At 31.8% G+C, this 15,078-nt stretch carries 17 protein-coding genes and 1 other annotated feature; all 17 genes read right to left on the bottom strand.

Features of this window, described 5'->3' with window-relative positions:
* Positions 1–10 precede the first annotated feature (10 nt).
* The 17 genes from AACK87_RS00245 to AACK87_RS00165 all read right to left on the bottom strand — a co-directional run bounded on the left by AACK87_RS00245 (position 11) and on the right by AACK87_RS00165 (position 15,055).
* Positions 11–3,850 (bottom strand): DNA-directed RNA polymerase subunit beta, encoded by a 3,840-nt coding sequence (locus AACK87_RS00245; RefSeq protein ID WP_338972388.1) that lies wholly within the window; start codon positions 3,848–3,850, stop codon positions 11–13.
* 226 nt (positions 3,851–4,076) lie between these two features.
* On the bottom strand, positions 4,077–4,916 hold the full coding sequence (locus AACK87_RS00240) for an SPE_1075/MLC_0560 family membrane protein (RefSeq protein ID WP_338972386.1): 840 nt from the start codon (positions 4,914–4,916) through the stop codon (positions 4,077–4,079).
* Positions 4,917–4,921: 5 nt separating this feature from the next.
* Positions 4,922–5,560, bottom strand: a complete 639-nt coding sequence (locus tag AACK87_RS00235; RefSeq protein WP_338972383.1) for a CatB-related O-acetyltransferase — start codon at positions 5,558–5,560, stop codon at positions 4,922–4,924.
* 54 nt (positions 5,561–5,614) lie between these two features.
* The gene (gene rplL / locus AACK87_RS00230) at positions 5,615–5,983 is read right to left on the bottom strand and encodes a 50S ribosomal protein L7/L12 (RefSeq protein WP_338972381.1); all 369 of its coding nucleotides are present in this window, start codon (positions 5,981–5,983) and stop codon (positions 5,615–5,617) included.
* A 53-nt stretch (positions 5,984–6,036) separates the two neighbouring features.
* Positions 6,037–6,540 (bottom strand): 50S ribosomal protein L10, encoded by a 504-nt coding sequence (gene rplJ / locus AACK87_RS00225; RefSeq protein WP_338972378.1) that lies wholly within the window; start codon positions 6,538–6,540, stop codon positions 6,037–6,039.
* A gap of 18 nt (positions 6,541–6,558) precedes the next feature.
* Positions 6,559–6,679: a sequence feature (ribosomal protein L10 leader region), on the bottom strand.
* 37 nt (positions 6,680–6,716) lie between these two features.
* Positions 6,717–7,514 carry a Cof-type HAD-IIB family hydrolase gene (locus AACK87_RS00220; RefSeq protein ID WP_338972375.1) on the bottom strand — a complete coding sequence of 266 codons (798 nt, stop codon included), beginning with the start codon at positions 7,512–7,514 and terminating at the stop codon, positions 6,717–6,719.
* A gap of 147 nt (positions 7,515–7,661) precedes the next feature.
* Positions 7,662–8,348: a 50S ribosomal protein L1 gene (rplA, locus tag AACK87_RS00215; RefSeq protein WP_338972372.1), complete on the bottom strand. Its 687-nt coding sequence runs from the start codon at positions 8,346–8,348 to the stop codon at positions 7,662–7,664.
* A gap of 9 nt (positions 8,349–8,357) precedes the next feature.
* Positions 8,358–8,786 carry a 50S ribosomal protein L11 gene (rplK, locus tag AACK87_RS00210; protein WP_338972370.1) on the bottom strand — a complete coding sequence of 143 codons (429 nt, stop codon included), beginning with the start codon at positions 8,784–8,786 and terminating at the stop codon, positions 8,358–8,360.
* Between the two features lie 119 nt (positions 8,787–8,905).
* Complete coding sequence (locus tag AACK87_RS00205) at positions 8,906–9,406, bottom strand: peptidylprolyl isomerase (RefSeq protein ID WP_338972368.1); 501 nt, start codon at positions 9,404–9,406, stop codon at positions 8,906–8,908.
* Between the two features lie 10 nt (positions 9,407–9,416).
* Positions 9,417–10,025: a transcription termination/antitermination protein NusG gene (nusG, locus tag AACK87_RS00200; protein WP_338972365.1), complete on the bottom strand. Its 609-nt coding sequence runs from the start codon at positions 10,023–10,025 to the stop codon at positions 9,417–9,419.
* Between the two features lie 16 nt (positions 10,026–10,041).
* Positions 10,042–10,443, bottom strand: a complete 402-nt coding sequence (secE, locus tag AACK87_RS00195; protein ID WP_338972363.1) for a preprotein translocase subunit SecE — start codon at positions 10,441–10,443, stop codon at positions 10,042–10,044.
* Between the two features lie 12 nt (positions 10,444–10,455).
* A complete protein-coding gene (rpmG, locus tag AACK87_RS00190) occupies positions 10,456–10,617 on the bottom strand; it encodes a 50S ribosomal protein L33 (protein ID WP_422397193.1) in 162 nt (53 codons plus the stop codon).
* A gap of 41 nt (positions 10,618–10,658) precedes the next feature.
* A complete protein-coding gene (locus AACK87_RS00185; RefSeq protein WP_338972361.1) occupies positions 10,659–11,345 on the bottom strand; it encodes a hypothetical protein in 687 nt (228 codons plus the stop codon).
* 3 nt (positions 11,346–11,348) lie between these two features.
* Complete coding sequence (gene rlmB / locus AACK87_RS00180) at positions 11,349–12,083, bottom strand: 23S rRNA (guanosine(2251)-2'-O)-methyltransferase RlmB (RefSeq protein WP_338972358.1); 735 nt, start codon at positions 12,081–12,083, stop codon at positions 11,349–11,351.
* A gap of 8 nt (positions 12,084–12,091) precedes the next feature.
* Entirely contained in the window at positions 12,092–13,420 is a 1,329-nt protein-coding gene (gene cysS / locus AACK87_RS00175; protein ID WP_338972355.1) for a cysteine--tRNA ligase, read from the bottom strand.
* A gap of 27 nt (positions 13,421–13,447) precedes the next feature.
* Positions 13,448–14,356, bottom strand: a complete 909-nt coding sequence (locus AACK87_RS00170) for an ECF transporter S component (RefSeq protein ID WP_338972352.1) — start codon at positions 14,354–14,356, stop codon at positions 13,448–13,450.
* Between the two features lie 21 nt (positions 14,357–14,377).
* On the bottom strand, positions 14,378–15,055 hold the full coding sequence (locus AACK87_RS00165) for a uracil-DNA glycosylase (RefSeq protein ID WP_338972349.1): 678 nt from the start codon (positions 15,053–15,055) through the stop codon (positions 14,378–14,380).
* Positions 15,056–15,078 lie beyond the last annotated feature (23 nt).

The raw sequence follows: 15,078 nt of genomic DNA, 5'->3' as shown, positions 1-15,078 counted from the left end.
CTTCTCCTTACTAATCAAGCAGTGACTCAGGATCAACTTCTTCGTCTTCTACATCCAAACTTAAATCTTCTAGATTCATATTGTCTGATAAGTCTTCTTCTAATCTTGAAATACTACGATTTTTATTTTTTTCTAAAAAATCAAATTCAACTTCATCGATCATGTCGTCTTCATAAGCATTTATTAATACTTTATTTCCGTCTTCATCGATCATGTGCATATCAAATCCAAGTCCCATAATTTCTTTTGTTAAAACATTAAATGATTCAGGAATTCCTGGGTTTGGAATATCTTTACTTCTGACAATTGCTTCGTAAGTTTTGATTCTTCCTCTAATATCATCTGATTTAATAGTTAAGATTTCTCTTAGTGTATAAGCAGCTCCATATGCTTCAAGAGCCCATACTTCCATTTCCCCAAATCTTTGTCCACCATTTTGTGCTTTTCCACCAAGTGGTTGTTGGGTAATTAATGAATAAGGACCAACGTTACGTGCATGTAATTTATCATCAACCATGTGAGATAGTTTAAGCATGTACATTACTCCAACAGCAATAGGTTTATCAAATGCTTCACCAGTACGACCATCAATTAAAGTAACTTTACCATAATTTTTCATACCAGCTTCTGCCATGATTTCTTGTAATTCCTCATCGTTTAAACCTTCAAAAACTGGGGTTGAAACTTTGATTCCTAATTTTTCAGCGGCCATACCTAAGTGGATTTCTAAAACTTGACCAATGTTCATACGTGAAGGTACCCCTTGTGGGTTCAACATAATGTCAACTGGTGTTCCGTCTTCCATATGTGGCATATCCTCAACTGGTAAAATTTTTGAGATAACACCTTTGTTTCCGTGTCGTCCCGCCATTTTATCCCCTTCTTGAATTTTACGTTTTTGAACAACAAAAACTTTTATTACTTCAAGAATATCAGCTGGTAAATCATATCCATCAGAACGAGAGAAACGACGAATTGATTGAACAATTCCTTCTCCCCCATTGGGAACTCTTAAAGAGTTATCTTTTACGTTTCGTGATTTTTCTCCAAAGATTGCGTGTAGCAATTTATCTTCTGGTGATAGTTGTGTTTGTGATTTTGGTGTTACTTTACCAACTAAAATATCACCAACTTTAACCTCTGATCCAATTGCAATAATTCCTTGTTCATCAAGGTATTTTTTGCTTGCCTCAGAAATATTTGGTATTTCGCGAGTTACTTCTTCTGGTCCTTGTTTAGTTTGGCGTCTTTCAATTGTATATTCATCAATATGGATTGATGTAAAACGATCGTCAATTACAATTCTTTCTGAAACAATAACCGCATCCTCATAGTTGTAACCATTTCAAGTTGTAAATGCTACTACCACGTTTTGTCCTAAGGCTAGTTCACCTTTATCCATTGATGGACCATCAGCTAAGATATCACCTTTTTTAACTTTGTCGTTAATTTTTATTATTGGTGAATGAGTAATGGCTGTTCCATTGTTTGAACGAATGAAATCACTTAAAACATATGATTTTGGACCATCTTTAGTTTCTAAAACAATTTGTTTTGAGTCTACATACTTAACAATTCCGTCTTCTCTAGCAACAATAGCGTCCCCAGAGTCTCGAGCTGCTTCAAATTCTACACCTGTTCCAACAACTGGTGATTCAGGGTTTATTAAAGGCACGGCTTGACGTTGCATGTTGGCACCCATTAAGGCACGGTTGGCATCATCATTTTCTAAGAATGGAATTAAACTAGTTGCGATTGAAACAATTTGTTTTGGTGAAACGTCAACATAGTCAACATCCGCCGCATTAGCCATGATGTCATCCCCACGATAACGTCCAACAACACTCTCATCTAAGATAGTTCCATCTTTGTCAATTTTAATATTAGCTTGTGCAACAATAAAATCTCTTTCTTGATCTGCTGTTAGGTATTCATATTTATTAGGGACAACTTTTCTATTTTCAACTTTTCTATAAGGAGTCTCGATAAATCCATATTCGTTAATTCTAGCATAAGTTGATAAGTTATTAATTAAACCGATATTAGGTCCCTCTGGTGTTTCAATTGGACAAATTCTTCCATAATGACTCGGGTGGACGTCTCGAACTTCTAGTCCTGCACGTTCACGGCTTAGACCTCCAGGCCCTAAAGCTGTTAGACGACGTTTGTTTGTCAATTCTGCTAACGGGTTTGTTTGATCCATAAATTGTGAAAGTTGTGATAAATTGAAAAATTCACCAATAATTGCTGTTAATGGTTTGTTGTTAATAATACTTGAAGGTTTCATTTTGAATGGGTTAGATGTTGAAATTTTTTCTTTAACGTTTTTCTCAATACGCATCATTCCGATTCTGAATTGGTTTTGTAATAATTCTCCCACAGTTCTAACACGACGGTTACCTAAGTGATCGATGTCATCAACCTCTCCGATTCCATCAATCAAGTTTAAAGCAAATGAAAGTGTTGCCACAATATCTGGCACATTAATAAATTCATCGCTTCTTGATTTAGTTACCCCAATAATTGCAGTAGTTTCAGTTCTTAAGTCATTATCTTTGAAAACTCTGATTTTTTGAATTTCGTTTCCAGATTCAATCGCTTCATGGAAATTAATTTTTGAAACCATCGCTCCTTCTTCTAAAACTTTTGAAACTTCTTTTAAGACGTCTTTTGTAACTTCAGTTCCCATTTTAAAGGCAATTTTTCCTTTAACATCAATTAAATCTTCTGCCAAGATTTTACCTAGCAAACGGTTTTTAACTGCTAATTTTTGTTGTAATTTAAAACGCCCAGCTCTAGTTAAATCATATTTTCTCTTATCAAATAGTAGTCCAAAAATATATTTACATGCTCCATCAGCTGTTGCAGTTTCTCCTTGACGGATTTTTTTATAAATTTCTTGAATTTGGTTTTCTCAGTCAATACTAATTTCCCCAGTTAAGTTATCTTGTTCTAAAGTAGTTTCTATAACACTGTTTGAATCAAAAATGCTTAAAATTTCATCTTTTTGCATTCCCAACGATGTTAATAAACTAGTAGCAGTAGTTTTACGTGACTTATCAATTTTAACAAATAAAGCATTTGCCAATTTATTATCAATTTGTTTTTTAATATCAGTTTCAAATTCCAATCATGTTCCACGACTTGGAATAATGTCTGCAGAATAAATAGTTTCCCCGTTTTTACGGTTCAATTCTGTTTTAAAGTAACTTCCAGGTGAACGAACTAATTGTGATACTACAACTTTTTCACTACCATTAACAATAAAAGTTCCACGATCTGTCATAAGTGGGAAATCTCCAAAGAAAACTTCTCCTACTTTATAAATATCAACATTTGCAGTGACAATTTCACTATTATCATCGATGATTTCTATTTGAATAGTTTCGCTATCTCCAGTTTTGTTTTTTACTTCATAAAAATATAGTTTATCCGCTTTTTTTACAAAGTTAACACTATTATTTTCGGTTTTCTCTTGTAGTCAACCTTTCAAAAAGGTCTCAGTTTTACCCGAAATGTTTTCTTTTTCAATTTCAACACTTTCCATGCGAACTGTCAAAGATAAGTTGGCATATATTGGTGCTTCAAATATTTTTGATTCTTCTTTTGCTCTTGCAACAGGAATTCTAGGCGCTTTAAACTCCCAGTCCTTTAAACTTAATACGATTTCACCATCGTTTGAGACAACGGGAAAAACTTCTTGAAAAACTTCATCGATTCCTTTTTTTTGAAATCAATCAAAGGTGTCAATTTGTAATTCAATCAGGTTTGGTAATGGCAAGTCACCAGAAACTTTTGTATAATCTCTTCTTTTGACTGCCTGGTTTATTTTTTTAACAGTATAGCTCATTTAATATTCCTCCAATTTAAAGCAAAATCTACGCAATAACAATTTTAAGTTATATTCACTCAAAAGTCAATAGTTTTAAGAGTTTTTTTATAAAATTTTCAATATAATTTCTATGATTAAATTTATGTTAAATCAACAATTTATAAATCTATAATATTAACCAACCATCCTGGTATATATTAATTAAGTAAAAAAATCACATTTACGTTTGTAAATGTGATTTTTATTAAGCCTCTTTTTTCTCGTAAAGCGCTTTGGTTTTTTCACTAATGTTAAATACCTTGTTTAATTTTTTTAACATAAATCCTACAAGAGGACCAGTGATAAAGATAAATAGGATTGTTCCAAAATACAAGTAGTTTCCTAGGAACGCTAATTTTAAATCAGCATCTCAACTGATTGCGATCAATAATATTACCCCCGGAACTATCAATAAGAAGTCTCAAATAATTCTTGAAGCTTGATACGACATTTTAGTTAATTTTCTAAATTCCTCAGCAATTGAGTTATAAACCCCTGGCATAATTCCGCAATAAACCATCAAAGCAATGGCCACGCAGTAGATTAGAAATGCTGCGATAAACACAATGAATCTTAAGATTTTTTCAATGTTTTGGGTTTGCCCTTCAAACATCGAACCATTAATATAGAGCATTTGTATTTGAACTCCTAAAGGAATTATGAACAGAGAAATTATATCACCAATTACAAATAAAATGTATCAATATATTTTTTGAACATTTTTATTTTTTTTGTAATCCAAAGTAACATTGATCGAACCCATGACTACTGTGATTACCATCATAATTGAATAAAAAATGAGTAAGTAAGATGAGTAAGATGCGAGATCAATTGTCCCATCAGGGTTAATTCCCCCTTTGCTAAAAGCGCCTAAAAAATTGAAAATTGTAAAGTCAATTTGACTGGCCCCAACTGAGGTTGGAGTATATAAGGCGATTGAAAGAGTGAATAAAAATCAACCCAGAATGAAAATCCCAAATCTGCTCAGCAATATTTTTCATTCTGTTTTAATTAATATCTGGAAGTCTTTTGTAAATTGTTTCATTTATCTTATTTCTCCTTAAATTCTGTAAATTTTTTCTTAGATAAGTTATCTAGATTTTCTGTTATTTTTTTAGCATCCCAATCCCATCAAGCTAGTTTATTAAGTTTCTTAATTTCTTCTTCTGAAAATCTGTATTTTATTAACTTTGCTGGATTGCCCCCAACAATAGCATAATCAGGTACATCTTTAACCACTGTGCTGTTCGCCGCCACGACAGCCCCATTACCAATTTTGACTCCTGGCATAATTGTTGCATTATAACCTATTCAAACATCATGGCCGATTATGGTGTCTCCTTTATTAGTTGTAAATTTGTCTTGATCTTCTCAACCACTCCCCATGATAAAAAAGGGATAGGTTGAGATTCTATTCGTATCATGATTGGCTCCATTCATAATAAATTTTGTGTTGAAACCGATCTGACAAAATTTTCCCATAATTAATTTATCACCAATAAACGGAAAATGATACAAAATATTTTTGTTTTGAAAATTGATTAAATCCTGTTCGCAGTCAAGTGAAGCATAGTAAGTGTAATCTCCAATTTCAATATTGGGGTTGGTAATGTAATTGTTCAAAAAATCTGTTGCTAAATATTTGTTTAATTTTTCTTTCGGGTTTGGTCCACAGTTTTTTTTAGTCATAGATTGTCCTTTATTATATAAAAACTCACCAATGTTAAAAAGGTGAGTTCTACATTATTTTAAATCAACAGATGCTCCTGCAGCCATTAATTCTTCTTTCATTTTTTCAGCGTCTTCAACTTTTACGTTTTCTTTAATAGTTACTGGTAATTCTCCATCAACTAATTTTTTAGCGTCCATTAATCCAAGTCCAGTTAATTCTTTAACTACTTTAATTACTTGTACTTTTTGTGCTCCTGCGTTAGTTAATAAAACGTTTACCTCAGTTGGTGCTGCTGCTGCTCCTGCTCCAGCTGCTGGTGCTGCTACTGCTGCAGCCGCCACTACTCCGAAGTGATCTTCGATTGCTTTAACTAAGTCGTTTAGTTCAGCTAGCTTCATTTCTTCTAAAGCTTTGATAATATCATCTTTTGTGATTGCCATGTTTTTTTTCTCCTGTTTCTTTTTTTAATAAGCTATTGTACTTTTGATTTGTTTTATTCTGCTTTTGTTTTCGCGATTTCTTTTGTTAATAACATGAATTGACGTAATGGATAGATCAGTGATGATGCAAACATTGAGTATAATTCTTCTTTTGATGGTAGTGATGCTAGTTCATTTACACCAGCTGTATCTAGAACTTGACCTTCATAAATTCCGGCTTTAAGTTTTAGGTCTGGATATTTTTTACTAAATTCATCTACTAGTTTAGCTGGGGCAATTGATTCTTCATCTGAGAAGATGTAAATATTTTGACCTGTTAAGAATGGTTCTAGACCTTCGATTTTAAGTTCTTCAGTTGCTCTTGAAAATAGTGAATCTTTATATACTTTAATAAAGATGTTTTTTTCCAAGGCAGCTTTTCTAAGTTCAGTTATTTGAGCAACGCTAATTTTTTTGTATTCAGCAATTACCATTCCTTGTTGGCTTTTAATTCTTCCAACAATTTCTTTTACAACTTCATTCTTCTTAGCATGAGATGGACGTGATTGTTTTTCCAATTTGTATTCCTCCTTTTTATTTCAATAAAAAAAACCTCGGTAAACCGAGGCAAAATAAAACATAATTTATGTTTTCATTCCTCGGCAACGAATTAAGGGTTTCCCCAGTTGCTTTCTTTGGTACGAATAGCACTTATATATTAACACAAAATGACTTAAAAAAACACTTTTTTAAACTAATTTATGCTAATGAAATTTCCGATTTCAAAGACATTAGCGATGATATGTTGACCCTCTTTTAGAACGTTGGGTTTGGCAGTATTCATTGCAAACGAGTTTTTAGTGAATCTCAGCATTTCTATATCATTTTCTCCATCCCCAGATGTAATGATATCTTCAATACCAATATTGTGTTGTTTCATTATTAATTCGATCCCAAAAGCTTTTGATACTTTTTTGTGAACAATTTCTAAAACATTAGTGTGAGTTTTTATCGCTTTGAAATTATGGTCAGCAGAATTAACTTCTTTTTGAAGTTTTAACAAATCGTTTTCTAATCCGTAGAAATAAATTATATTAATATTTTTGGAATTTAAAATGTCTAACTCTCCTTGAGTATAATTGTTATCTAATGGGATTGTTCCAATGAAGAATGGATTTGAGTTAACCTCTTCAATCACAGTAGCATTGTAGTCTTTTCTTTCATCTAGATCGCAATATCCAGTTATCAGGTGTTTGTTATTATTTAAAATTTCTAAAATTTGTTTTCTCTCATCCATTTCAATGGCCTGTTCTTGAATTAAATTATCGTCTTCATCATAAACAGCCGCCCCATTACAAGCAATAATGTAGTCGTAGTTAAGTTTTGCATTTTTAAGAACACCTTTTATTTCCTTGTGAAGTCTTCCGCTAGCAATTGCAAACTGGTTGTTATTTTTTATAAAATCATTGATAAATTTTAAATCTCTTTTATCAATTGAATCGTCGTGATTTAAATTAATAGTTCCATCATAATCAGAAAATCATCATTTCATTTTTAAAATCTCCTTCCCTTTTATTATACATTTAACTGTTGGTTTTTTGACAATGGTGTAAAATAAAAACCACTCAAACTGAGTGGTTTAAAAATATCTTAAATAACTTTGAATGGTTTTCTGTTTTTTTTAATTAATTAAAATATTTTAAGCTTCGATTGAAACTTTAATTCCCGGACCCATTGTGGTTGAAATAACAATATTTTTAATATAGTTACCTTTAACTGCATTGGGTTTTGCTTTTTTGATTGCATCAAAAATTGCATTAAAGTTTTGAACGATTTGATCTTCTTTAAATGATGCTTTACCTAAAATTGCATGTACATTACCTTCTTTATCAGTTCTGTATTCGATTTTACCTTTTTTAACATCATCTAATGCTTTTTTAACATCAACTGTAACTGTTCCAGTTTTTGGGTTTGGCATTAAACCTTTTGGTCCTAACACTTTACCAATTTTTCCTAGTTCAGCCATCATTTCTGGTGTTGCAATAATTACATCAAAATCAAATCAGTTTTCTTTTTGAATTTTTTGAATCAATTCCACTCCACCAACGAAGTCTGCTCCGCCTTCTTCTGCTTCTTTAGTTTTAGTATTAGTTAAAACTAAAACTTTTTGGGTTTTACCTGTCCCTGCTGGTAAAACTAAAGCACCACGAATTTGTTGGTCAGCATGTCTTGGGTCAACATTTAGATTAAACGCCACTTCAACAGTTGAATCAAATTTTGTTGTTGAAGTTTCTTTTGCTAACTTTGCAGCTTCAAGAATTGGGTAGGCATTGTTTTTATCAACTTTCGATACAACAGCATTGTATTTTTTACCAAATTTTGCCATTTTATCTACCTACGCCTTTCCAGGCATTCCTTCCACTTTAATACCCATTTGTCTTGCTGTACCTTCGATTGTTCTCATTGCTGCCTCAACTGAGTTTGCGCTTAAATCAACCATTTTGTATTCGGCGATTTTTCTCACTTCATCTGCTGAGATGGTAGCAACAATTTCAGAACCTGATAATTTTGCACCCTTTTGTAATTTAGCAGCTTTTTTTAATAAAATTGCTGCTGGTGTAGTTTTTAAAATAAAATCAAATGATTTATCATCATATGCGGTAATCACAACAGGAACTACATCTCCTGCGCGATCTTTTGTAGCGTCATTAAATTGTTGTGTGAATTGAGGCATGTTAATACCAAGTGAAGCTAATTCTGCACCTGGTTTTGCTTGCATTGCCATAAATTCTAATTTTGCTATACGTGTAACTTTTTTAGCCACGGGCAACACCTCCTTATGTTTCTCGCTGTGGTCCAAACAAATGACTCTAGGTCATTCTTCCACAATAAAAATCAGCCTTATTAATATTATCATAATAAGAGCTGATTTTTCAATATGTATTATAAAATTTTTATTTCTTTGATCACTATTGGTTCAACAGGAACGTCGTCATGATATCCATGTGATGTTGTTTCAACACGTGAAATTTCGATTGCAACAGCTTCACTTTCTCTGTCCATTAATTTTCCAAATCCTGCGTATTGACCATCTAAGAAATTAGAAGCCTTTGTGACAATGAAGAACTGTGAAGAAGCACTGTTGGGTTCGTTTGTTCTAGCCATTGATAAAACCCCCAACGAATGTTTTATATCGTTTTGCTCAAAGCCGTTTGAAGCAAATTCACCAAAAATTGATTTTGTTTCACCTGCTTCTGTAAAATCGGCTTTAAAACCACCCGCTTGAACCATAAAACCGTCGATTACTCTATGGAAGATCAAACCGTTATAGTAGCCCTTTTTAACTAAATCCAAGAAGTTTTCCACTGACTGTGGAGCTTTTTGCGGAAATAATTCAGCATTTAATTCGCGATTATCGCTTAGTATAATTTTAATTTTACTCATTTTTTTATCCTTAAAGTTTGTATGCTAATTCTGCATTTTCATAAGATACTTCTGTTGGTGTATGTCTTCCAAACATTTCAATGTTGACAATAGCAACACCTTTGTCAGAATCCATTTCAACCACTTGACCTTCACGACCATTAAAAGGACCTTCTTTAATTAGAACAATATCCTTTAACTTAAATGAAGCAACGTGAACTTTCTTCTCTTTTTTGATTGCACCATCAGTTTTTTTAGTTTCTTCAACTTCAGGAGTAAGCATTTTAGCAACCTCCATATATGTTAGTGGAAGTGGTTTTGCCCCTTTTCCTGAAGAACCAATAAACCCAGTTACACCAGGTGTGTTTCTTACTGTGAATCATGCAGCATCAGTCATTTCCATGTTTATGAAAATGTAACCTGGAAACTTGTTTTTTTCTATTTTTTTACCAGTTTTACTTGCTACTGGAGTTTTTGAAATTCTAATGTCGAAAATTAAGTTTTGCAAAGAATTTGTTTCTACTTTTTGTAGTAGGTCTGCTTTTACTCTTTCTTCATGTCCGCTATTACAATTTATAACAAATCATTGGCCTTTATATAGACTTAATTCGTCTTCTAAATTTTCTAAAATATCTGTCATTGATTTTTCCTCTTTCTTAAATAATATATATTAATTCAAACAGCTTTTGTAGCCCCAAGTCAACTACGAAGAAGAAAATAGCAAATACAAATACAAAAATTAGAGTATAAATAAATTTTTTTCCTAAAGTGTTACCTGAAGTTCATCTGATTTTGTTAATTTCTTTTACCATTTTTACAGGAAATTCTCTAAATCCGGTTCTTCAATCGACTTTTTCTTTTTCCTTTTTGATCTTTTTCATTTTTGCTTTTTTAGCTAGGTTTGTTGAATCTTGATCTGAATCGCCAGCTGCGTTTAGCTCTTCATAAATTTTCTTGCGTTCAAGTTTTGCATTTTCCTTAAGATTCTTTTTTTCCAACTTAAGTTCAGCTTTTTGCTCCTTTGAAAGCTTTAATTTATCTTTTTTATCTTTAGCCATGATTTTCAATCCTTACCTAGTTTCTTTGTGTAGCGAGTGTAGGTTACACGTTTTGCAAAATTTTTTAATTTCTAGACGGTCCTTTTGGGTCATCATACTTTTAGTTAAAGAATAATTACGAGACAAACAAGTTTCGCACACTAAAATAATCTTTCTTTTATTACTTCCCAAAATAAAAACCCTCTATCTCTAAATATTATATCTAATTAAAGATTTTAAGCAAGTTTTCTTTTCAAATTGCTTAAAGCAATTTGAAGTTTTCTTTGTGTAGCCCTTTTATCACGGTTAACCTTTGTGGCAATAGTTTCAATATTTTCGCCAATTAAGTAGTTGGTTAAAATATCTTTTTCCATTCCATTACAGTTTTTAACATATTCTCTAATCATCGACATAATGTTGTTGTATTTTCAAGGATCTGATTCTACAAGGTCAACAAAGTCAAAATCAAAACTTGAATTGAGCGATGAGCGAGTGATCGCCAAATTTACCGCTTTATGTTTATTTGTCAAAAATTTTCTAATATAATCCATTGACCTTCAATAAACGATTTCTAGATAATATTTTGAAAATCCTCTGTCGCTTTTTCTGGGATTGAACTTCTTGAGTGCCTCACTTAAAGAAGACCAACCTTCTGTTAAAAAGTCGTTGGCTTCTAAAGGAATGTTTGGAAATTTCATTTGTGCCTTACTAACCGACATTTTAATATCAGATTGAAGCACTTGAAATATTCTAGCTCTAGCTCTTTCCTCATTTTCATCTAATTTTTTGATTAGATCTTCATATCCTTCTGGATCAAAGGAGTTTGGAAATAACACCATTTGATCAAAATATTTATTTTTAATATTTTTTAAGCCGCTATTTGTTTCTACGAGTTTGCTAACTATTGGTTCGTGATTATGCATTTTTTAAAGACTAATTTTTTGCAATTCTCTTGCAATATAAAATATCAATATTCCAGCTGCAACCGAAACATTTAAAGAATCAATTACTTTCAAAGTTGGAATGTGAACGTTTATATCACTAATTTTAGTTATTTTATCGCCTACTCCTTTATTTTCATTCCCTAAAATTAGAGTGGTTTTAGTATCAAATTTCACCTCATTAAAGTCTTGGGACTTTTCATTAAGATTTGAAGAGTAAATTCAAAAGCCTTCTTCTTTTAGTATTTTAATGACATTAGCTAAATTGGCAACTCTGCAAATGTCCATATGAAAAGCAGTGCCTCCCGAAGCTTTAATTACAGTTGGGGTTACCTCAACTTGACGATGATCTAAAATAATTATCCCATCAACCCCCATTAAAACCGCCGAGCGAATAATAGCTCCAAAGTTATAAGGGTCGTGTATTTGATCCAAGATTAAATAAAAGGTTTTTGGATTATCCTTGTTTTTTAACGATAGTTCCTTAAAAGGCTTATAGTTAAACTGCTTGTATTCTAACACAATATTTTGATGAGTTAGGTTTTTTGTTTGCAAAATTTTATCTAAAAAGTCTTTTTCTACAATCTTGATATCACTAATTTTTGCGCGATATTGTTCACGAGCTTCTTTGCTTGTGACATAAATTCTGATTACACGATCAGGGAAATTTTCTACAAATTCATTAACAGCATTTTTACCGTATATATAATTATTGTTCATTTAACCCCCTACATGATTTTCTTATCAACTAAAATTTGACGCAATTTATCTGCCTCAACAAAATTCTTTTCCTCTACAAGTTTTTTTCACTTACCAATTTGAGTAATGGTTTGAGAATCTAACTCTTGTAATGAAAAATCAAATCCTAAAACTTGTAAGATAATTATCAAATCATCAATTACAGCATTTAATTTTTTGTTCTCGATTTGTTTATTAATTTCTTTAACCATTCCCTCAATTAAAGTTATCACTTGTGGAGTGTTTAAATCTTCTTCCATAATTTGGATGAATTTTTTTATATAATCAATGATATTAAATTCTTTATCCAAAGCTCTTTCTGTTGTCTTAACAACTTCATTCAAAGCCACTTTAAGTTGGATTTTTTTGATTAAGCTGTCAATTTTTGAAATCGCTTTTTTTGATTGACTTATCAAATCATCACTAAAATCTAATGGTTGTTTGTAGTGAGTTGTTAAAAGCAAGTATCTCAAAACATTGGCCCCATGACTATTGATAAATTCGCTAACCAAAATCATGTTACCAATTGATTTTGACATCTTTTGTTTTCCAAATTCTAAATGGCCATTGTGTACTCAAATTTTTGATAGCTCTTTTTTATCAGTTCCCAGGAATTGGGCTCTCTCATTTTCGTGATGAGGAAACTTTAAATCAATTCCACCCACATGAAAATCAACTGGGGTTTGGAAATAATCTTTAATTAAAGCCACACATTCTGTATGTCAACCTGGACGACCTGTACTTCATTTTGTTACTCAAGACAAACCCTCATTGGTTTTTTTTCACAGTACAAAATCTAGGGGGTTTTTCTTATTAGGATTAACTTCAACTCTCGATCCTGAAATTAACTCCTCGATTTTACGATTCGAAAGTTCACCATATTTTTTAATCGAGTTAATATCAAAATAGACATCTCCATTACTCTCATAAGCATGCCCTAGACTTACTAAATATTCAATAAAATCGATTATCGAATTTATTTTTTCACTTATTGGTATGATTTTGTTTGGCATTCGAATATTCAAACTATAAAGGTCCTCTAAGTAGTCCTTAATAAATTTGTCAGTGATTTGGGTCTCTTTTTTATTAGCCTCTTTTGCTTTTTTAACAATTTTGTCGTCAATGTCGGTTATGTTTTGCAAATAATCAACCTCAATATTAATAAACTCTAAAAACCTCACCAGAACATCTGTTGTGATGATCGGGCGAGCATTTCCAATATGGATATTATCGTAAACCGTAGGTCCACAGCAATAAACTTTTGCTTTTTTATTATCGAATATCGAGTAATTGTCAAATAAAGAATTAAATATTTTCATTATTTTTCCTCACTTTTATTTTAAGCTTTAGCGGTCATTTTTAATCAATGGGGAAACCGCCACATATGTAAAGTATAGTATCGCGGTGTTAATTACAATTTTTAACGGTGCTTGGATTAAACGCAAGATTACATTTAAAATATATCCGCCTGATTCTGGTGATTTATCTAAAATTAAAAATCCTGTATCTCCTCAAGCAGAAATTATTGTTGTTGAGATGTATTCACAAGCAATAGCTACTAAGATTATTGGTAGTATCTGATTCAAGAAGGCATGCTTCTTACGAATGCTCATTGTTATATAAAAGGCCCAAATACCCACAAGCGTTATACCAATTCCAAATCCAAAAATTAAATTAAATGACATTGTACTTAGGTGCATTCCTAGGAAAGGAATTTTGTCAGGATAGAATGATATGATAACTGTGAAAAATAATAATAATGCGGAAAGGAATATTGTAATTAAAATCATGATTATTCAATTGTTTTTTTCTGAAAGCCTCTTGAAACTTAAACCGATCCCCGAAATAAGTCCGTATGCACAAATAACAATTATGAAAGCCGGGTGGATAAATGAGGGAACCATTAACATTACCAATATTTCAGTTATTAGGCCAACTATTAAACCAACAATCGGTCCAAAAATAAGTCCAACTATTTTAACCATAACCCCTTCGATCGCAATACGAATTGGAGGGAACACTGTTATTGGGATAGTTAGCGAAATTACAACAGTAACACTTACACTAACTGCTGTAAACATTGTGATATATGCAATGTTTTTAGTTGTAAATCTGATTCCATGATATCGCTCTCTTAAAATATAAAAAGAGCAAACGTTGTAAATTATGTATAGTGATGAAATAATTGCTAAACCGATTGAAGCAACAATCGCTAGGTTATTTCCTGTTAATAATCAAATGCTTATTTCTTTCATCTGTCTATTCCTCTCATAATCTTACTTATCTCAAGATATCGGCTCTTTACCAATTACGCATAGTTTTTCATTTATTTTGCTAAACGGTCTAGAATTTTTGAATAAATGATAACTAAATGGTGACGGATGTGCAGAACTAATGGTTAAGTCTTTATTTATAAAATTATACCTTAAATTATTATATATTCTTTTAGCGAAATTTCCTCATAAACAATAAATAATTTTTTCGTTTTTTTTGTTTATAAAATCAAGAACTTTCTCTGTAAAATGTTCTCAACCGATGTTTTTATGACTTGCTGGTTCTCCGCTTCTTACAGTCATAATGGCATTAATGAGAAAAACCCCCTGGCTGACTCAATTTGATAAATCCAAATTTTGAAAATGATCAATGTTCAAATCATCATTTAGCTCCTTGAAAATATTCCTTAAGCTCGGCGGTATTTTTTGATCATTGCTGCAACTAAAAGCAATCCCATTAGCGAGACCCTTTTTATGATATGGGTCTTGGCCAATTATTATAACACCTATTTCCTCAGGTTCAACTAATCTAAAAATTTTAAAAACATCTTCAAACTTAGGAAAAATAACATGGGTTTCATATTCTTTTTGAAGGAATTCCATCATCTCAATATAAAAAGGTTCTTTTTTAATATCTTCAAAAAAATCTTGTCATCCAGATTTATAGTTTTCTAAAAACATAGTGCCTCCTAAATAAAAAAAAT

This window comes from Spiroplasma endosymbiont of Panorpa germanica (assembly GCF_964019765.1).
Taxonomy (GTDB): Bacteria; Bacillota_I; Bacilli_A; order Mycoplasmatales; family Mycoplasmataceae; genus Spiroplasma_B.
The sequence above is the reverse complement of the archived record's forward strand: the minus strand, read 5'-3'. Positions and strand labels throughout refer to the sequence as shown.